Raw genomic sequence first — 20,310 nt, forward strand, 5'->3', positions numbered from 1 at the left:
AGAAAAATCGAATGATTCGCATAAGATAAATTATATCGGGGGGAGATCCCCCCGATTAGCCCCTAAAGCCCGCGATAAGTCGCGCTTTGCTGGTCTGCTCGTGTGGCCTGCCCTTCAGTGAACTCATACATGCAGCTATCGTCGGTGTAATCCATAAAGTTTGTCACCGGGTCCAGCCCATCAGCATTTCTTCCCCGTGTACAGGAATCCCGCCCTATCGGACAGCCATAGGCGGCAGATCTTTCTGCGGGAGTATCTGAAACATAGTCCCCCCTGCCTCCACATCCCCCTTGGAAAGTATGGTAAAGACCCAACCAATGACCAACTTCATGAGTCAAAGTGTCACCTTCATTGTAAGGGGCCGCATCACCACCAGGCACCGATCCAGTTAAAATCACCACCCCATCATCGAAGGGATCTGAGGCATAGCTGCTTGGAAAAGTTGCCCACCCCAACAAACCGTCACTAATTTCAGCTACATAAATATTTAAATCTCCAGCATCACCAACGCGCAAAGCATTTTTCATATTATTCTCTGCGGAGGAACCATAACCCACGTTATACCAAGAATTATTAGCCGTTACCGATGTAGAAACTAGATTAAAAGTGAAGGGGGTATTTGCATATGCATTATTCAGAACATCCATTTGTGCATTGATAACATTGCTGGGGAGGGATCCATTATTGGAGGAATCAGTAATCACATGGAAGTACACATCAATACTAACGGAGCCATTAGGCCGTAATGTGTGGCCTCCATCAGCAACAGATGATTTCTGACGCAAAGCAGTAAAATGCTGCTCTTTCAGCGCGGCCTCCTGAATAGATGGATGCTGAGTACCACAGTGCTTATATTTTGCTTTGCCATTACTACGCTCAGCGTCTGAAATATTTTCAGCGAGACCAATAGCGGATGAAGTTAACAGACAAAGAGACAATACAGTTTTCATTGAAACTGAGAGAGCAGTCTTACTCATAACCTGGACCTTAAATTTATTATTGAAATTAGGTACCCCAAACAGCCCGTCAACTTTCTATGCTCAAACCAATTACTGTCAATAGTACCAAATCGCAAAACTATGATAATGACACTATTTCCTTTAAATCGGCACAAGGCTCAACAACTTGACGTAAACTATTCTCGACCCAAACTCTACAACAAAAAAAATAACGCATTAAAGAAAACATTAAAGACAGGAAAAATAGTTACACTTGGAAGTATATAAAGCCGTACAAATTAGTTACACATGAAAGCATATAGCGCGTAATGATCTGGCACCCTTACAGAAATAAAAAAGACGTTTGACAGAAATATCTGGAGCGACCCATCTAAAAACTTAACATAGAAAAACAAACAACCCTATTCTTGACCACTTAAATTCGAGCACAGATATTTTCTGGCCATTTATCTTACACAAAGAACAAATTTAGAACTTAAGATTAGACATTACAAATTCCAGCTCTAAACACCATTAAGCAGCAAAAGGCTAAACAATCCCTTCAAGCTCTAAAGGGATATAGGGTTTAAATAATTTTTGATTAAATATTTGTTAGACCTCTGCAACCGAAGTCAACATTTTTAGACATATCTCTCCTTATGATGCCTGTATATGAGCGACACTAACCATGTGTACTTAAGTGTATAAGCAGAAATTGATTTGCCCATAAAGATCTACAAGACTTTATGGTATAGCTTGATCATTAATGGTAACTTAATTGCCAACACCAACCAGTCCAACCGCTCAACTTTCTTGCGGCTTTGAAATAACGTGTAATCAAATCCTAGGATAAAGCAAATGAACTTCACCATATAATAAAGGTTCAACAGTAAAAAATAACAATACTCATGATAGTTTTTAATACCATAGCAAGAACAGCAGGATTATTCACCCTAGAAAATAAAGCGATAAGGAAGGGAAAAATTGAAAAGGCGGAAGAAAATTTAAACCGATTCCGTGGTGAAACTCGACTTTTAGAGGAGTCCAAAGCAATTTCAAACTACCTGCTAATGAAAAATCCAAGGCATGAGAAAGCTCTAATATGTCTAGCAGAAGCGTATTTCCAGGATGCCTATCAGGGAGGCCTCTCCTTCCGTAAAATGAAGCTACTTAAAGGATACAATTGGATTTTAAAGGCTATCGCTATAAATCCTAAAAATGAAGAAGTAAGGTCTTTACAGGCACTTTACATTGTTTATCTGTTAAGCCCTTCGAAAGCAGAATATTTAGTAAAGGGTATCGATAGCTGGAGAGCAAACCTTGCATACGGCATGATTGCTGCAAAAAATGAGGATGCAGACGGACTTGAACTACACATGACAAGATCGATCAAAAACTGCCCCAAAAGTAGAAAAGCTTTTCTCTTTAATCATACCGGTGTTGCGTTATCTATGTTAGGCCATAAAGAAAAGTCCATTCATTACTACAAGGAAGCAATCAATATTGATCCAGACTTTGCTTGGCCTTACTACAACTTAGGCCTTAGAGAGGAGGAAATTGGTAACGAAGATGCGGCCAATGAATATGCAAATGAAGCACTAGCTAGAATGAAGTTTGAGTTCGCTTCAAATTTAGAGAACAGAACAAAATGATCCATCTTGCACATACAAGCCCAACAAATTTTTCATTGCCATGTTCAAAGCATACAGTTAACTCTAACCAAGAGTAAATCATATAGCAAAGATTCTTAGCTGCATTCATTTGCCTGGGAGAGATCAACAATAGTAAGGTTGTGTACTCTAAATATACTACACGACCTACTCTTATTTTTAATTAATTTACACAACATCTTGAGTTAAGACCTCTTAATTTTTCACTCAGTTACCTTGTTGATATTTGCTTTCATTATTTATCGTGAAGAATATTTATCCGCATCCAATAAGCATTGAGGCTGCATAAGATTTCGTATTTTCTGGCAGAGTCTTACACAAAGTTAAGCACCTCACCACCAGTCAAAGTCTTCGCGATGCAGCTGCCGACGGCACCGTATTTGCAGCGTGGTTTACAGTGGGTATTTTCTGCTTCTATTAGCTGACCGTTACAGTTATACCGGGAATTGGCGATGCCATCAGGGGTGACTTCCTCCAGCAGGTGGCCCCGTTCGAAGATGATATCGATGCCTTTGCCGGTATCTATATCCGTCACAGCTCTGGAACTGATTAAGAGGCTGGCGCGCTTGCATGCTTTACGGGTCACACGGCCATCGAAGTCAACTTCTTCAATCAGGCGCTCGTTGAGAGCACATTTAAATTAATAACGACCACCATTCTCGTTAGTAAGACAGATTAAGCTTCGCTCGACATCTTAGTGATATTGCAGACGGCTGCCATCCGGTTTGATATGGATCTTAGCCTGACTGAAACCGTCGTAGGCATAGCAGGTACTGCGGCCAACAACTCCTGGGGCTTGTAGCTGTATTGGGTGGCTACCGAACGGATATGGTCTTGAGAGTCGTACTCGCAACCGGTAATTTGAACCCTGATTAAACGTCAAGATCTTACCCTGTCCCAAATGAATGCGAACTTGCGCATTTTTTAAGATTTGTTGTCGGTGCTTTATCATCTCAACTCACGTAGAATGCTTTTACTCAACATTCATCCTCAAGGAAGACAAATTAGGTGGAAGTAATTCAAGTCTCTTCAATTGCAGAATATGTATCATATATTGAAAAGATCTCTTCTGGGCCAACCACTTGGTTTAGGGGTGTTGCAACACCCAATCACAAACCAGTCCCAGGAATAGTGTGGAAAGAGATACCACTGGCTTATGAGGGTGTCCTTATCCACCAGTTCCTGTCCTCTTATCAAGCGTATACAAATTACACTTATACTGAGTGGGACTTATACACTTTAATGCAACACCATGGACTCCCAACAAGATTATTAGACTGGTCAGAATCTGCCTTGGTAGGATTATTTTTTGCTCTAACATCTGAATCAGATACAGAAATAGATATGGTTAGAAGCGTATGGGTCTTACATCCCCACTATCTAAATAGGAAGTTGATAGGAACAGAACATGTGTTCTGCCCTTCAGCACTAAGGCAGAGACAAGTGACAGAAAAGGTTAATTTAGATGATTACTTGCCAATCAACCTAAAATTAGCTAATTCCGACAGCAATAAGATACCTTGCAACCCCATAGCTATTAGCGCCGCACAAAATATTAGAAGAGTTTCTTCGCAGAAAGGTTGCTTTACATTGCATGGGACCGATAGCCGAAGTATTGATGAAATCCTTGAAGGCACAGATCACTGCCAGCGCATAGATATTAACATTAGGTCTAATAGGAAACGGAAAGAATTAATAAAATCTCTAGCTAACCTTGGAATCGATGAAGAATTTATTTATCAAGATTTAGACTCACTGAGTGACCGAATAAAAAGAGAAAATTCAATTCAGTAACCTTAAATAACTACGAGTTGTACTCGTTAGTTAGGCCAATTAAATTACGCTCGCCATCGTAGAGGTATTCCAGGCGGCTACCGTCCGAGCTGGTGCAGGTCTTAACCTGTCTGAAGCCATCATAGGCGTAGCAGGTACTGCGGCCTTGGGCGCCGGTAACTTCGACCAGTAACCCCTAGGGGTTGTAACTATATTGGGTGCGGGCGCCATCTGGGGTGATTACCACATGGATGCAATCCTGAGCATCATATTCGTAGCCAGTGATCAGAAGCCTGGCTAAAGGTTAAGCAAATGACAATAGTTTACTCTGCCCCAATTTATTCTATTTAGCAGAAAAAAATACTACACAGCGCATGGCAAAACCACCAGGAACTATTTCTTTAGCGATATATGTCAATAAAACCACCTAAATATGGGCAAGCATCTAATAGCTCAAATTGTTCAATATCATCCCATTGATTTCCAACCCCAGCTTCAACAGGAAAATAAAGCAACGAAACTCCTGTGCTGGATTTTTTGTTTTTATTCAACCCCCTAAACTGGTAGCCATTTTTTTTTGGAATATTAAAGTTATCCAGCAACTCACCACTCTTTGAATAAACATGGATTAGCGACCTGATATACTCACTTACGTATACCTTTTTAGATATCGCCGAATAAATAGCTCGAGCAACTGTTGGAAACTTAAGAACAACTTGTCGCCCACCCTCGTCCCAAGACAAAACTTTTGAGGCGCCTCGATCTTTTCCTAGAAATAAAGACAAGCTATTTATAAGATATCACCTTAGTAATTTTTCTCGAACGTCCCTCCAGAACATAGTCAACGATTATTGATTTGCAAAAGTAGAACTTATCCCAGAAATCTGGGTTTACACCCACCACTTCTCTCACCCTTGAGTCAGTAAAAAGGCTGTATTCATTCCCTTTATCGTCGAAAAATAATAATTCCGAGCTATCAGCGGGAGAAACTTTTTTAAACTTGACTTTAGCCACAACTGCCTACTCATTCGCGCTAAAACCTCACCTAATTTCCTTTTAATATAAAAAATGAAATTTTTCTAACCCTTTTCAACCATTCCATTTGGCGTCACTCAAGTTCACTACATAATCAACGCTCATAAATCTATAAACGTTTTTTTACAATCATCTCTGATACACCCATCTCATTAAGAAAGTCCTGATTATAACATGAGGAATATTCCAAATATCCTCGGGCGCAATTAAGTAACTTTGAAAGCTTCTCCCTCTGCTCAGCTACATTGACATTCCTATTAACTGCCTCCAAAGCCCTCTCATATTTACGAAGATACTCTCGGATAATATCTTCATCCGACTCAATTAATTTAGCATTTATAGCTTTGATAGTTTTTCTCAGCTGATCTACGAGCTCTTTATCATTTACCAAAGAAATATTTTTCATTATCAACTCTAAGGAGTTACTTTCCTAACACTCATCACCCACTCTTCAGGCCATCCTTCTGACATTAAGATTTGATCAGCGCCACCCTCCAACACTGTTCCCGTCGACTTGATTGTTTGTGGAGCCACTTTACCAACATTGAGTTTTGTACCTTTAGGAATAGTAATCTCAGCCTCATACACTCGTGTATTTTTCCATTCGGGAAGTAAGGCCACATCTATTTTAGCTTGGATTCTATTTAAGGCTGGAGACGTCGATACAAACCCTCCTCCTTGTCTTGCACTCCCCCCATACACTCGATACACAACCAAATCTTCGTTAGCTATAACTGTTTTGTATTGAGAATCAGTGAAGCTATCAGCAATCCAGGGTGGAAGCTCATCCTTTTCACTAAGTACTGTAACTTTATCATCTATGGATGTGCCATAATTTCCCCCCACTCCATGAATAGCTGAGTTCTCTATTGCGGTTAGGCCTAAGGGGTCAACCCATGCTAAGGGAGATTTTGCATACCGATAAAGGTTTTTCCCCCCTATGAATTTTATCGGGTCCTGCTGAGTAACCCCCCCAATCTGGGGATCATAGTACCTAAACCGGTTGTAGTGCAGGCCTGTCTCTTCATCGAAGTACTGCCCCTGGAAACGAATCGGCTGCCCTATCTGATTTTCATGGGCCAGGGCTATATTGCCGTAACTCTTGTAGGCAACACTCCATACCACTTCACCATCCTGATTGGTGAGGGTATCTGGGGTTCCCAGATGATCCAGGTGGTAGTGATAAACCTGCTCATCTTCTTTAAGTGCAACCGGCTTAAAGGTGCCCGGTTCGAAGTAATAAGTCCGGGTATTCAGGTCCTGCTGCGTATGGAAATCGGCTTTACTTTCACGCAGCAGAACATCGCCATCCCAGAGGAAATCGATTTGATCACTCTCACTCGCTTTACCAACACGGCGGCCCAAGGGGTCGTATTGGTAGTGGATCACCTGCTGGAACTGTTCTGTGCCGTTTTTTACCTTAAGCTTTTCTACGCGTACCAGTTGTTGGCAGCTATTGTAGTGCTAGCGGGTTTGCAGTTTTTGCCCTTTACCGCGCAGTTCGGCGATGCGGTTGCCATGGATATCGTAGCGGTAGTGGGTATCACCGCGGAAGGCTAAACGGTTACCTTTGACCTGTGTGGCGCTGGCCTGTTGTTTAGCTTCGTCTTTCGAGTTGGCGGCAGCAAGAATATTATGTGCGGGGTCGTGCACAAAGTATTCAGGGTTGGGACCATCTACCTGGGTCAGGCGATCAAGGGCGTCGTAGTGGTAGCTGCGGGTGCCCCGCAGGCTGTCCTCAATTTGCGCGATCTGGCCGGCTTTGTTGTATTGGTAGCCACGCTCCAGGATGGAATTTGACCGAGTCGGATCTGATACCGGACCATTGGCCTTGCCCAGGCGCAGCTTTTGCTGGCGGCCCTGAGGATCGTAATCTCTCTGGCTCTCCAGCCCATTGCCATGTTGGCACTGGCTTTCCCTGCCCTGTTCATCGTGGCTGATGCTGGTAATCAGCTGATCGGAATCGCTGCCCAGTGGCGGCGGTGCAAGCTTTGGAATTGGCCAGCGGGGTTGAAGGCGAAGTTCAGTACTTCACCATCGGGTAATGTTGTGGCGATACGATTACCGGCGGCATCGTATTGGTGGCTCAGTTTCTCTTTGCCCTGCCAGTCGGCTACAACACGACCGTTGGCGTCATACTCCCAGCGCAGTTTACGGTGGGCATTTTCCGCCTCGATTAGCTGACCGCTGCGGTTGTAGCGGAAATTGGTGATGCCGTCTGGAGTGACTTCTTCTAACAGGCGGCCAAAGGGGTCGCGCTCGAAGATGGTGTCGATACCCTTACCAGTATCAGTGTCTGTTACGGCTCTGGAGCTAATTAAGTGGCCAGCGCGATTATAGGCATAGCGGGTAACGCGGCCATCAAAGCCGACTTCTTCAATCAGGCGCTCATTGAGATCGTATTTAAGCTGGTAGCGCTCTCCATTTTCATTAGTGAGGCCGACTAAATTGCGCTCACCGTCGTAGTGGTATTCCGGGCGGCTGCCATCTGGGTTGGTGCGGGTCTTAACCTGGCTTAGGCCGTCATAGGCGTAGCTGGTACTGCGACCTTCGGAGTCGGTAACTTCGGCCAGTAACCCCCTGAGGGTTGTAGCTGTATTGGGTGCGGGCACCATCTGGAGTGATTACCGCAAGGATGTAATCCTGAGCATCGTATTCGTAGCCAGTGATCAGAAACCCGATTAAAGGTTAATTAACGTCAATAATTTACTCTGACCCCAATTATTTTTGATAAATTGTATGTGATTTTTAGATTTTTTATTAACTTCTACTCATCACAACTCAAAATCACTCCATCCAGAAAAGGAGCCAGGAGGAGCTTTACGGCGAGAGTTTTTACGATAAGGTGATTTCACAAAATAAACAGTTTCAACTTTATCTTTATTTAGGAACTTGGAGAACCAAGCTCCCCAGAAGGTACCATCTATCCTTTTCTCCACTCCTCCGCTCAACATTGAAGATTCTATAGATAAAATTAGACTTTCCGGACAACTGGGTCTTACTTCACTACCTAAGATGTGATTTAAAAATAGTTCAGGCATTTCGATATAATGATGCGTAAAGTAATGCAACAACCCTTTCTGCCAAATCCAAGTCCCATCAGTGTGATATGACTCATAAATAAGATCTTCACATCCAAAAGGGCAATGCCTAACCCCAAGGAAGGGAACAGCGCAAGGACTTTCTTCTAAGTAATCGTAAATTTTTCTCACATTCTCCTGGGTATATGGATAACCACATCCTCCGTGCCTAACCAACAATTCATATTTATCATTATTCCCTAAGCTCTTTACGTTTTTCATTGCTACCCACCCTCCCCAGGTCTATAAGTAGTGAATTTATCGCTTCCCTCTAGCAGAATTACCCCTTCACTATCCGGGTTTTCTTCTAGATATATCTTAGTCGCCTTTTCATCTACAACCCCAATCGAACCATCATCCCCGACACCCATTCGTCCGTTGCCTGCCTTTACTGGAACTCCTAATGTATCCGCCAAGGCCTGCCTTGCAGGCCCTGGTTCACGACAACAGGCTATCACCTCAACACTATTAGGTGTAAAACCATATTGCTTAAGCTTGCCCCCGAGTTGCTCACCAGATATGTACTCACCGAAAACTACAAAACCATTGCCATTAGCATGTGAAACTATTGTTAATACCTCTACATCACGTAAATCGTTGATATTTCCAGGGAGAATTTCAGGAACACTCCTACCTCCGATAAGCTTCTGAACACTACGTGAAACTTTTTCATCAGCGGGATCTAAATTCAACACTGCATTTTTGTAACGACCGGTTAATAAATTATAATTTTCAGGGATCTCTTCCCCTTGGATTGCCGGCTCACAATCCTTACTAGTTAAACCAAAAGGGTCTATCCAACTTACCGGATTAGGGGCATACCGATAATTATTTGATCCTCCCAGCAACCCAACTGGATCTTGCTGAGTAAACTCCCCAACCTGCGGATCGTAGTACCTAAACCGGTTGTAATGCAGCCCGGTCTCATCATCAAAGTACTGTCCCTGGAAACGAATCGGTTGCTCTACTTGCTTTTCATGGGCTAAAGCAATATTGCCATAGCTCTTATAGGCAACACTCCATACCACTTCACCATCCTGATTAGTGAGGGTATCTGGAGTTCCCAGGTGATCCAGGTGGTAGTGATAAACCTGATTATCTTCTTTTAATCCAACAGGTTTGAATGTACCCGGCTCAAAGTAGTAGGTACGGGTATTGAGATCCTGCTGGGTCTGGATATCGGTTTTGTTTTCCCGCAGGAGTACGTCGCCATCCCAGAGAAAATCAGTTTGCTCGCTTTCACTCGCTTTACCAATACGGCGCCCCAGGGGGTCGTATTGGTAGTGGATCACCTGCTGGAACTGTTCTGCGCCCTTCTCTACTTTGAGCTTTTCTACACGCACCAGCTGTTGGCGGTTGTTGTAGTGGTAGCGGGTTTGCAGTTTTTGCCCTTTGCCGCGTAGCTCGGCGATGCGGTTGCCGTGGATATCGTAGCGGTAGTGGGCATCACCACGGAAGGCTAAACGGTTGCCTTTGACCTGGGTGGTGCTGGCCTGCTGCTTGGCTTCGTCTTTCGAGTTGGCGGCGGCCAGAATATTGTGTGCGGGGTCGTGCACAAAGTATTCGGGGTTGGGGCCGTCTACCTGGGTGAGGCGGTCGAGGGCGTCGTAGTGGTAGCTGCGGGTGCCGCGCAAGCTGTCCTCAATTTGGGCGATCTGGCCAGCTTTGCTGTACTGGTAGCTCCGCTCCAGAATGGAGTTTGACTGAGTTGGATCGGATACCGGACCGTTTGCCTTGCCCAAGCGCAGTTTTTGCAAGCGGCCCTGAGGATCGTAATCTCTCTGGCTTTCCAGCCCATTGCCGTGCTGGCGCCGGCTTTCCCTGCCCTGCTCATCGTGGCTAATGCTGGTGATCAGTTGATCCGCGTCACCACCGACAGGGCGGCGATGCAGGCTTTGGAATTGGCCGGCGGGGTTGAAGGCGAAGTTCAGTACTTCACCATCGGGTAAAGTCGTGGCGATACGGTTACCGACGGCATCGTATTGGTGACTCAGTTTGTCTTTTCCCTGCCAGTCGGCCACAACACGCCCATTGGCGTCGTACTCCCAGCGCAATTTACGGTGGGCATTTTCCGCTTCGATTAGCTGACCGCTGCGGTTGTAGCGGAAGTTGGTAATGCCGTCTGGAGTGACTTCTTCTAAAAGGCGGCCGAAGGAGTCGCGCTCGAAGATGGTGTCGATACCCTTACCAGTATCAGTATCGGTTACGGCTCTGGAGCTGATTAAATGGCCAGCGCGATTATAGGCATAGCGGGTCACGCGGCCGTCGAAGCCGACTTCTTCAATCAGGCGCTCATTGAGATCGTATTTAAGCTGGTAGCGCTCACCGTTTTCATTGGTGAGGCCGACTAAGTTGCGCTCACCGTCATAGTGGTATTCCAGGCGGCTGCCGTCTGGATTAGTGCGCGTCTTAACCTGACTGAGGCCGTCGTAGGCGTAGCTGGTACTGCGACCTTCGGAGTCGGTAACTTCGGCCAGTAACCCCTGGGGGTTGTAACTGTATTGGGTGCGGGCACCATCTGGGGTGATTACCGCATGGATGCGATCCTGGGCATCGTATTCATAGCGAGTAACCTGGCCGGGGGCGTGCTGCACTTCTTCCAGGCGACGAGCGCTGTCGTAGCGGTAGTGCTGGGCGCGGCCCATGGGGTCTTTAACCGCGGCCAGTTTACCCTCGGGATTCCACAGGTAGCGGGTGGTATTTCCCAGCGGGTCGGTAACACTGCCGATCAGACCAACGGGGTTATAACCGTATTGGGTACTGTTGCCGAGAGGATCTTTGGTGGCAACGATCTGACCTTTTTTGTTGTACTCGCGTTGCCACTTATTGCCAGTAGGGTCCGTAACTTTTGCGGGCAGGCCTTCGCTATTGTATTCAATGCGGTGCTTATTGCCGGCGGCATCGGTTTTTTGTACCAGGCGGCCCTGATCATCGTATTGATAAATCTCTTCGCGCAAGCTGCCATCGTCGCTTGGCAGCTGTACTTTAGTGATCTGGCCAAGGTCGTTGTAACTGTAAAGGGTCTCGGCACCTTCCGGGTCGCGGTGATAAATGGGCAGGGCGCGATCATTAAAGCGATAACGCTCTTTACCGCCGCGGGTATCGGTTACGGTGACACCCTTGCCATCATCATCCCAATCAAACTGGTAGTTGTAAGTGGCCTGCCCATCGATAGGATCGCCCCACTGGCGTACACAGCGGGCCGAGGGGCCTTCGGCATCCCATTCGAAGTGAAAGCGGTAGCCGGTTTTTAGGGTACGCTGCTTAATAACATGCTGGTGATACTGATACACCTCGCTGTGGCCATCAGCATCGGTGGCTTTGATCAGGTCGCCCTCATCACTGTACTCATAGTTGGCGAGTACTTTAATGCGGCCATCGCGGGTTTCTTTTTTCAGTTCACCGATACGCAGACTGTTAGCCTGCCCTTCTGGTGGGCTGATATGCAGGGCTTCACCGAGACTGCTCTCGATGCAGATTAAACGCTCATCGATATAATGGAACAGGTAGAAATTCCCGTAGCCATCGCGAATTTCTGCGAGCTTAAGAGTCCCCTTATCCCCGATAGCTTTAAAGTGCCTCTGCACTCCATTGGGGGCGCCATAGGGGGTCACTATCCAATGCTCGTCATTAACGCGAGTAAGGGTTAACTGCTCCACCACATTGTGACTGCGACCGCTATCTCCCGGTGCCGGCAGGTTAATCACTCGGCCCTCGGCGTCGTGGAGCTGCACCGCTTTACCAGGCCGCCAAAGCAGTTTTTCACCCAGGGTATGGGTCCAGCCGTGTCCCAGGCCGAAGTCCTTGGGGTTACTGCTGCGGTAGGTGCGCGCTACATTAAGTGGCAGAGGGCCATCCAATACCGTATCTACAAGCGAGAGGAACTCCTCACCAGTTTTTAAATTAACTGGATCACCACCGTGGCAAGAGTTCTTAGCACACTGAGCCTTTTTACCGTCAGGAGTCTCGCCGGTTTCACTATTGGCGCTATCCGGCTCATTGGAAGTAGAACTGCCGTTGGCCTGGCTCCCACCATCGGCATTGGAGCCTGAGCCACTCCCCTGGCTGCTTTGATTGGCATTACTGGAATTACTGGAGGAGCTATTGCTAGAAGTAGAGCTACTCGAAGCGCTACTTGAGGAAGAGCTACTCGACGAGGGGCCGCCGGACGAAGTTGGTACCGCAGCTTCAGAGGAACTCAGGTCAGAGAAGCTGGCACCATTGCCCTTGGCATTGCCGCCGCGTTTTTTGGAGAGCAGGTTGTGCTGTTTTTTCAGCTTGGCAAAATCCATCATCAGATCGCCGATGCCGCCAAAGGCTTTGAGCAGGCGCGTATTTTTGGCCATAGCAGCTACCGCACCAATGCCACCGGTAGCCGCCGCTAACACGATAGTGAGAATAATCTCAAAGGCACCACCGCCGGCTATTTCGGTGATTTCCAGGCTGTGTTGGGCACTCGCGTAATCTTTGGCAAAGCGGATGAAGGTGTCGCGCAGGGCTGGATCTTCATAAATCAGCTCAGCCACCTCAACAGCCAGATCAAATTGCTGTTTGGTGATTTTGGTGGGGTCAAAGCCGAGCACATCCACGGCTTCCCGCTGGATCGCGGATAAGTACTCCCGCTGGGACTCTACCAAGCTTTTATCATTGAGCAGGTAATTGACAATGGCTTTATTTTGCTCAAAGTTCTGGCGTATAGGATTAACCAGAGCTGCTACCTCAAGTACATCCTTACTCCAAACTACCAAACCCCAGGCAGCGTTGCCCAGGCCGGTAGCGCCGCGATCAATATAGGCGCCCACCTTCTCAAGATCTGAACGCTGTTCATGGCGCTGCTGGATCAGCGCGGCCTCCGCTCTCTCCTGGGCGATAATCTGCTGAAGCCCTAAGCGGATTTTACTCAGCAACTCAGCCTGCTTATCGGCCAGTGCGGTGGCTGCAAATGGGGCTTCTTCAATAATCAGGCGGTTTTGCACCAGGGCCAGGTAGATTTCTTTTTCCCGGCTGCTTAGGTGCCCCGGCGCTTCACTCAAGGGCCCGAGATAAACCGTTCCGGCTTGGCTGGACTGAATACTGACACTCAGCGTATTGCAGGAAATACCATTCAGGCCGAAAAAGTGTTCATAGATTTCCTGAATGGCAACGTCATCAAACATGGAGAGCAGTTGGGTGGCATCTACCTGCATGGGGATACCCATCTGGTACGCCCAGCCAACTTTCACCATATAACGAATGCCTTGTCTGTTCTCGACACTTAGCTGCATGGATAATCCTTCAAACGCCGTAAGCCCGCTTTGCGCCAGCTTCTTGTTATCTTTGCCTGATCCAATAAATCATCCCGATTTATCTTCTCATCTATCAACAACCCAGCCCCCGGGGCCTGGTACCGTCCCAACCCAAAATTGTTCAATTTACACACAGCAAACTGATTACTGCCCGCTGTAGTGCGTCAAATTTTGTTGGATTAGGGTATTCACAATTTGTGAAATCTAAAATAGTGAATCTCATTACCCCGAAAGTTTATGGAAAAACTACTTGCCAATAGTTCCAATTCACCGGTACCTGGATGGGATGAGGCCAAAGCTACCGGTAAGGGATACCTGAAATTGCGACCTATCCGGGCAGATTACCGCAAATAAGTGAAGGGGGGTAGATAAACGGCATTACACGAGTACGACAGCAGGGATTAAAATGAAGATCAACAAAATAATAGAATTCTTTTGAATTGAGAATGTCAAGTTAATACTCAGACATCCAGACAGCAGATAATTTATTACAAAGCTCTAAAAGAAAAATCAAATTCGAATTAAACCCATCAATGTCAATTCAAATAATGCCAATTCAAATTAAAAGAGCATCGGATTCTGCAGTTTTCCTCATCACTTAAAGTAGCAAGCGATAATTGGAGCTACAGGGGCATTTAAAGACAAAAAAAGATTGTGACTAACATCACAATACTCTCTCAAGAAGGTGTGAAAAATAAAGATGTGGTTTTGCGGCCGGTGAGTCTAGTGGCAGCTAAAAATATGCAGAAAAACTAATTGGCTATCTTTTTATAGGCCAAAAGCCATTACTATTTTTGGATGTCCCAAAGTAAGTAATGGCTTACACCTAAGAATTTATTCGATCTCTTTAATACGCATCGAATTGGTATGTCCACCCACATTGAGGCGCTCACCTTGGGTGATCAGCACGCGCTGACCTTTTTGCAGGTCGATGCGCGAGCCCAGCACTTCAATAATGGATTCTGTGAGATGCCCAAGAGGTACTGTGGACGGGTCATAGCTGATGGGCTCTACTCCACGCAAAAGTACCAACTGGCGTGCAACATTGGGGTGCCTTGTCATGGCATAAATCGGTAGGCGGGTATTGGCGCGGGACATCATGCGCGGAGTACGGCCGGACTCGGTCAAGGCGGCCACCGCGCAGAGATTCTCTACACGGGAAGCCACATCGATCGCGGCCTGGGCAATCACCGTATCAATACGGTCCGAAGCGCCGTGCTCCTCCGGTGCGTAAGGCACACTGCCCAGATACTGCTCTGCCCCCACAATCACCTCGCTCATGGATTCCACCGCAGACACCGGGTAATCACCAGCCGCGGTCTCGGCGGAGAGCATCACCGCATCGGTGCCATCCAATACAGCATTGGCCACGTCCATCACTTCCGCACGGGTGGGGGTCGGGCTGGTGATCATGGACTCCATCATTTGCGTCGCAGTGATTACACCGCGATTAAGCACATTGGCACGATGGATCAGTTTTTTCTGTACTCCCACCAGAGCCGGATCGCCAATCTCCACCCCCAGATCACCGCGGGCCACCATAATCGCATCAGAGGCGAGGATCAGGGCATCCATCTGCGCATCGTTGGCAACGGCCTCGGCCCGTTCAATCTTGGCCACAATGGCGGCCTCACTACCAGCGGCCAGCATGGCTTTGCGCGCAGTCTCAAGATCCTCGGCGCAGCGGGGGAAACTCACTGCGAGGAAATCCACTTCCAATTCCGCAGCCAGTTCGATATCCCGATAATCCTTTTCCGTCAGAGCTGGCGCAGATAAACCACCGCCGAGTAAGTTAATACCCTTGTTGTTGGAAAGCTTGCCGCCCTGCAACACCCGACAAAACAACTTGCTCGCGGTGGTGCCGGTTACCTCCAGGCGAATCTTGCCATCATCGAGCAGGAGAATATTGCCGGAGTGGCAATCACTGATCAGGCTGGGGTAATCGACCCCTACACGATGCTCATCGCCACCTTCTGCAGGGCAGTCGAGGTCCAGGGTGAATTCGTCATTGTTTTCAAGCGTCACACTGCCTGCGGCAAAGCGGGCGATACGAATTTTGGGACCCTGCAAATCGCCCAATACTCCGACCGTTTTCCCCTGTGCTTCAGCGGCATCGCGCACTTCCCGCACCCGGCGACGATGATCATCGGCAGTACCGTGGGAAAAGTTTAAGCGCACAACATTGACGCCGGCACGAATCATTTCATCGATCACTCGCGGCTTATCGGTGCCGGGCCCCAGGGTGGCGACAATTTTTGTATGGCGAATCATATGGTCCCATCAGATATTTGAAGGAAAAAGAATTTCTGTGGCCGGCTAAGTTCTGCATAAAGTGAATTTAGCCTGCCCGCTAGTGTACAAGACGAACTCATAGGTTTTCCCACAGCAATTTTCCGATGCCGGGCCAACCAACCCATGACATGTGTATGTTCAAGCAGATTCCGCCACCGGCATATCAAGCTGCAGGGCCGTCGCCATGGCCAGGCTGGTATCCAGCATACGGTGAGAGAAACCCCACTCATTGTCATACCAGGCCATCACCTTCACCAGGTTGCCGTTCACTCGCGTGTGATTGGCATCGAAGTGGCTGGAAGCGGTGGTGTGATTAAAATCCACAGATACCAGAGGCTGATCACAGTAGCTGAGAACGCCACCGCTAAGCTCCGCGGCGCTTTGCATAATGCGATTTACCTCTTCAACCGTAGTATCGCGGCCCGCGATAAACTGACAGTCCACCAGGGAGACATTACTTACCGGCACCCGTACCGCCATTCCATCCAAGCGGCCTTTTAATTCCGGAAGCACCAGCCCCACGGCTGCCGCCGCACCGGTCTTGGTGGGAATCATATTATCGGCCGCGGCGCGTGCCCGATAAATATCCGCATGCACTGCATCCTGGGTATTCTGATCGTTGGTATAGGCATGTACCGTGGTCATAAAGCCACGCTCAATACCCAGCTCGCGATGCAGGGCCTGTGCCACAGGCGCAAGGCAATTGGTGGTGCAGGAAGCGTTGGAAACCACGCGGTGATCCGCCGTCAGGTTGCTATCATTTACGCCGTAAACCACAGTGAGATCTGCATCTTGTGAGGGGGCGGAAATCAGCACCGCCGCAGCACCGGCTTCGATATGTGCTGAAGCAGAAGACTTATCGGTAAAACGGCCGGTACATTCCAGTACCAGATCCACTCCCAACTTTTTCCAGGGCAGTTTAGTCGGATCGCGCTCCTGACAGACCTGCACCCGATCCCCGCCAATAATCAACGCATCGCCTTCCACTTTAACTTCGGTGGCAAAGCGGCCGTGAATAGTATCGAAACGAGTTAGATGCGCATTGGAGGCAACTGGAGCCAGATCATTAATCGCAACCAGCTGGATACGATCGCTATAGCCAGACTCGTAAATGGCACGGGTGACGTTGCGGCCGATACGGCCGTAACCATTGATGGCGACTTTAATTTTCATCTGGCTTTACCCTTTCTTATTAGCTTCTGGATTTCCCCTGTTGCATCCATTGACGAATGCACCCTAGCGAACTTTTATGACGATTTGGCGGCGATATAGCGCCCCTGTATCAGCCGCTGAAGTGCCGCCTGATTAATTCTGTGGCCGGCACTCAGCGCAGGTACCGAATTACGATTTCAAGGCCGCAGCCTGCTGCGACAGTCGGGTGATCTCGGCCCAGTTTTTCTCCCGAACTAGAGCGCTGGAGGCCATCCAGGAACCGCCCACACAAACTACGTTATTAAGGGCTAGGTAATCCGCTGCATTATTGGGGCTCACTCCGCCTGTCGGACAAAAGCGCACTTCCGCCAATGGGCCGGCAAGGGATTTCAACATGGGCACACCACCGGCAGCCTGGGCAGGGAAAAATTTCTGGTAGCGGTAACCGCGCTCGTAAAGGCGCATCACTTCTGAAGCGCTAGCGGCGCCGGGCAATAGAGGTACATCGCTTTCGTCCGCGGCAGCCAGTAATTTTTCTGTAGCGCCGGGACTTACCATAAAGCCCGCTCCGGCATCGACAGAGCGGCGCAGGTCATCACTATTTAATACTGTGCCGGTGCCCACATGTGCCTCGGGCAGGTGTTTGGCTATCTGCTCCACCGCGGCCAGTGCTGCTTCTGTACGCAGCGTAACCTCCAGAACCTTCAAGCCGCCTTTAAGCAAGGCCTCCGCCAGGGGCAGCGCATCCTCAGCCTGTTCGATAACCAATACTGGGACAACGCCAGCAGACTGCAAAATGTCGGCGATATTTTTCTGCATCAATCAATTCCAAATCGTTCGTTAAGGCGCCCAATACACAGTGACTGGTTTCAGCCCCTGCTTGAGAATACTGCGCACCGGCATCTCCAGCTCATCACTACCGAGCAGGGCTTCACGATAGACCTTGAGTTTTTCCTCACCGGTAATCAGCAGCTTGATGTTTTTTGCCTGCAAAATAGCGTTTAGGGTTAGCGTCATACGCTCGGTATTGGTACCCGTCACTGCACTCTGTTGCGCGGTGATTGCGCTACACAATTTATCGGAGTCCGGGTTTAGTGCTTCAGCAAGCCCCTGTGCATGGGGAAATAAAGAAGCGGTGTGACCGTCATTGCCCATTCCCAGAATGCACACATCGAAGGGGCGCTGCAGCTCGCCATAAGCACGTTCACAGTCAGCTTCACCCTCTGCGGCACTGCTATGCAGATTTTTCATACCCAGCAAGGTGGCCTCGGCAGCATCATTCTGTATCAGGCTGTTTTCAATAAACGCCTGATTGCTACCGCTATGGGTTTTATCTACCCAGCGCTCATCTACCAGCGCGGCGGTAATTTTTGACCAGGGCAATGGGCGCTTGGAAAGTTCACGATAAACCGGTTCCGGGGTGCTACCTCCCGAGACCAGAAAGGTAGCCTGGCCAGACTCTTTAATGCCTTTTTGCAGTTCGCAGGCACAATCGTGGACCAACGCCTGCACCAGGCGCTCGCGATCAGTAAAAAATTTTTCTTCTGCCATGAATACTTCCATTCATCATTGTGGATCACCGAAAAAAAGCCGGGCAATCCACAGATTCGTTACTTGGCGTTAAACCAGTGACGACCACTGCGGGCCAGTAATTCATTGGCCTCATCTGGTCCCCAGCTGCCCGCAGGATAGGGCTTGGGCTGATTGTTGGTTTCACGCCAGTGTTCAATAATCGGGTCTACCCAGGCCCAGGCCGCCGCCACTTCATCGCGGTGAATAAATAGGGCCGAATTATTGGCAGCGGCATCCAGCATTAACCGCTTATAGGCATCACTGCGAAAGCTGTCATAAGTATCGGACAGGGTTAAGTTCAACTCCGCCGGTTGCAGCTCCGTAGTGAGGCTATCCATTTTTTTAGCCATCAGAATCAGTTTGATACTCTCTTCTGGCTGCAGGCGGATAACCAGGCGATTGGGAGTTACATTTCCCGCGCTTTCGTTATAGACGTGGTGAGAAACTTTTTTATACTGCACCACAATTTCTGCACAGCGTTTTTCCATTCGCTTGCCGGTACGCAGGAAAAACGGCACTCCCGCCCAGCGCCAACTATCAATATGCGCACGCAGCGCTACAAAGGTTTCAGTGGCGCTGGCACCGTCCGCCAAGTCATCCAGGTAACCGGGCACCTTTTGCCCATCGATTTCTCCGGCCACATACTGGCCGCGCACCACGTTCTCATCCACCAAATCACCTTTCAGTGGACGCAGCGCCTCCAGCACCTTGATTTTTTCTGCGCGAATATTTTTCGCCGTCATGGAGTTGGGGGACTCCATAGCAACCAGGCACAGCAACTGCAAAAGATGGTTCTGCACCATGTCCCGCAGCGCACCGGTTTCATCGTAAAAACCGGCACGGCCTTCCAGGCCGACAGTTTCAGAAATACTGATCTGAATATGATCGATGGTTTTTGCATCCCAAAGATGCTCGAACAAAACATTACTAAAACGCAGGGCCAGTAGGTTTTGAACGGTTTCCTTACCCAGGTAGTGATCAATACGAAAAATACTACTCTCAGGGAAATAGCTCGCCATCTTGCTATTGATTTCTTCAGCAGTTTGCGCGTTATAACCAAGGGGTTTTTCCACTACTACCCGGGAATTTTTGCTAATTAAGCCTTTCGCTGAGAGGTTTTCACAGCAGGGGCCAAAGACACCCGGGGGAATGGCCAAATAAAAAATACGCACTCGGTCCGGGTCTGACTCGAGGATATCTGACAAATGCGTCCACTGCTGGTCCGGTATAGAAATATCCAGAGACACTGGGCGTAGTAACTGACTGAAGCCTGTCCAGATAGAATTACAATACTCACCATCGCGCAAATATTGCTGCAGGGACTGAAGGGCCACATTTAAATATTGATCAGCGTCTTCCTGGCGGCGACAAACGGGGAGAATGCGGCAGCCCTCTGCCAGGCTGCCCTCCCGGTAAGCACGATACAGTGCCGGAATCAACTTACGCAGGGCAAGATCACCACCTCCACCAAACAACACCATATCAAATGGGTTAGACATAAAATTTGCTCTGA

Annotated in this window: 17 protein-coding genes and 2 pseudogenes; 2 read left to right on the forward strand and 17 right to left on the reverse strand. The window is 48.2% G+C overall.

Annotated features, from left to right (window positions below; all coding sequences use genetic code 11):
- Positions 1 to 62: 62 nt before the first annotated feature.
- Complete coding sequence (locus FIU95_RS15420; RefSeq protein ID WP_152454610.1) at positions 63 to 977, reverse strand: zinc metalloprotease; 915 nt, start codon at positions 975 to 977, stop codon at positions 63 to 65.
- A gap of 869 nt (positions 978 to 1,846) precedes the next feature.
- Between FIU95_RS15420 and FIU95_RS15425 the strand changes: the two genes are divergently transcribed.
- The gene (locus FIU95_RS15425; RefSeq protein WP_152454611.1) at positions 1,847 to 2,590 is read left to right on the forward strand and encodes a lipopolysaccharide assembly protein LapB; all 744 of its coding nucleotides are present in this window, start codon (positions 1,847 to 1,849) and stop codon (positions 2,588 to 2,590) included.
- Positions 2,591 to 2,921: 331 nt separating this feature from the next.
- On the opposite strand, the gene FIU95_RS15430 is transcribed toward FIU95_RS15425, so the two are convergent.
- On the reverse strand, positions 2,922 to 3,194 hold the full coding sequence (locus FIU95_RS15430) for a hypothetical protein (protein WP_152454612.1): 273 nt from the start codon (positions 3,192 to 3,194) through the stop codon (positions 2,922 to 2,924).
- 422 nt (positions 3,195 to 3,616) lie between these two features.
- Here FIU95_RS15430 and FIU95_RS15435 point away from each other — a divergent pair, with 422 nt between their 5' ends.
- Complete coding sequence (locus FIU95_RS15435; RefSeq protein WP_152454613.1) at positions 3,617 to 4,402, forward strand: FRG domain-containing protein; 786 nt, start codon at positions 3,617 to 3,619, stop codon at positions 4,400 to 4,402.
- Between the two features lie 10 nt (positions 4,403 to 4,412).
- On the opposite strand, the gene FIU95_RS21795 is transcribed toward FIU95_RS15435, so the two are convergent.
- The 15 genes and pseudogenes from FIU95_RS21795 to zwf form a co-directional block, all read right to left on the reverse strand.
- A complete protein-coding gene (locus FIU95_RS21795; protein ID WP_152456413.1) occupies positions 4,413 to 4,571 on the reverse strand; it encodes a hypothetical protein in 159 nt (52 codons plus the stop codon).
- 211 nt (positions 4,572 to 4,782) lie between these two features.
- Entirely contained in the window at positions 4,783 to 4,983 is a 201-nt protein-coding gene (locus tag FIU95_RS15445) for a hypothetical protein (RefSeq protein ID WP_152454614.1), read from the reverse strand.
- A 542-nt stretch (positions 4,984 to 5,525) separates the two neighbouring features.
- On the reverse strand, positions 5,526 to 5,822 hold the full coding sequence (locus tag FIU95_RS15450) for a hypothetical protein (protein ID WP_152454615.1): 297 nt from the start codon (positions 5,820 to 5,822) through the stop codon (positions 5,526 to 5,528).
- A gap of 8 nt (positions 5,823 to 5,830) precedes the next feature.
- The gene (locus tag FIU95_RS15455) at positions 5,831 to 6,805 is read right to left on the reverse strand and encodes an RHS repeat domain-containing protein (protein ID WP_152454616.1); all 975 of its coding nucleotides are present in this window, start codon (positions 6,803 to 6,805) and stop codon (positions 5,831 to 5,833) included.
- Between the two features lie 75 nt (positions 6,806 to 6,880).
- Positions 6,881 to 7,069: a hypothetical protein gene (locus tag FIU95_RS21525; protein WP_253868676.1), complete on the reverse strand. Its 189-nt coding sequence runs from the start codon at positions 7,067 to 7,069 to the stop codon at positions 6,881 to 6,883.
- A gap of 60 nt (positions 7,070 to 7,129) precedes the next feature.
- Positions 7,130 to 7,414, reverse strand: a pseudogene (locus tag FIU95_RS21800) (hypothetical protein); the annotation flags it as partial.
- Positions 7,366 to 8,028: a hypothetical protein gene (locus FIU95_RS15465; protein ID WP_253869117.1), complete on the reverse strand. Its 663-nt coding sequence runs from the start codon at positions 8,026 to 8,028 to the stop codon at positions 7,366 to 7,368. The gene FIU95_RS15465 and the pseudogene FIU95_RS21800, both read right to left, overlap by 49 nt.
- 1 nt (position 8,029) lies before the next feature.
- Positions 8,030 to 8,098: pseudogene (locus FIU95_RS21805) on the reverse strand (hypothetical protein); the annotation flags it as partial.
- Positions 8,099 to 8,190: 92 nt separating this feature from the next.
- The gene (locus tag FIU95_RS15475; protein ID WP_152454618.1) at positions 8,191 to 8,718 is read right to left on the reverse strand and encodes a hypothetical protein; all 528 of its coding nucleotides are present in this window, start codon (positions 8,716 to 8,718) and stop codon (positions 8,191 to 8,193) included.
- Positions 8,719 to 8,720: 2 nt separating this feature from the next.
- On the reverse strand, positions 8,721 to 13,760 hold the full coding sequence (locus tag FIU95_RS15480; RefSeq protein ID WP_253868678.1) for an RHS repeat-associated core domain-containing protein: 5,040 nt from the start codon (positions 13,758 to 13,760) through the stop codon (positions 8,721 to 8,723).
- A gap of 855 nt (positions 13,761 to 14,615) precedes the next feature.
- Entirely contained in the window at positions 14,616 to 16,052 is a 1,437-nt protein-coding gene (gene pyk / locus FIU95_RS15485; RefSeq protein WP_152454619.1) for a pyruvate kinase, read from the reverse strand.
- A gap of 159 nt (positions 16,053 to 16,211) precedes the next feature.
- Positions 16,212 to 17,246: a type I glyceraldehyde-3-phosphate dehydrogenase gene (gap, locus tag FIU95_RS15490; RefSeq protein WP_152454620.1), complete on the reverse strand. Its 1,035-nt coding sequence runs from the start codon at positions 17,244 to 17,246 to the stop codon at positions 16,212 to 16,214.
- 168 nt (positions 17,247 to 17,414) lie between these two features.
- Complete coding sequence (locus FIU95_RS15495) at positions 17,415 to 18,044, reverse strand: bifunctional 4-hydroxy-2-oxoglutarate aldolase/2-dehydro-3-deoxy-phosphogluconate aldolase (protein WP_152454621.1); 630 nt, start codon at positions 18,042 to 18,044, stop codon at positions 17,415 to 17,417.
- Between the two features lie 21 nt (positions 18,045 to 18,065).
- Positions 18,066 to 18,776 (reverse strand): 6-phosphogluconolactonase, encoded by a 711-nt coding sequence (gene pgl / locus FIU95_RS15500; RefSeq protein ID WP_152454622.1) that lies wholly within the window; start codon positions 18,774 to 18,776, stop codon positions 18,066 to 18,068.
- Positions 18,777 to 18,835: 59 nt separating this feature from the next.
- Positions 18,836 to 20,296 (reverse strand): glucose-6-phosphate dehydrogenase, encoded by a 1,461-nt coding sequence (gene zwf / locus FIU95_RS15505; RefSeq protein WP_152454623.1) that lies wholly within the window; start codon positions 20,294 to 20,296, stop codon positions 18,836 to 18,838.
- Positions 20,297 to 20,310: the final 14 nt, after the last annotated feature.

Origin of the sequence: Microbulbifer sp. THAF38 (assembly GCF_009363535.1) — a bacterium.
In the GTDB taxonomy this organism is placed as follows: Bacteria; Pseudomonadota; Gammaproteobacteria; order Pseudomonadales; family Cellvibrionaceae; genus Microbulbifer.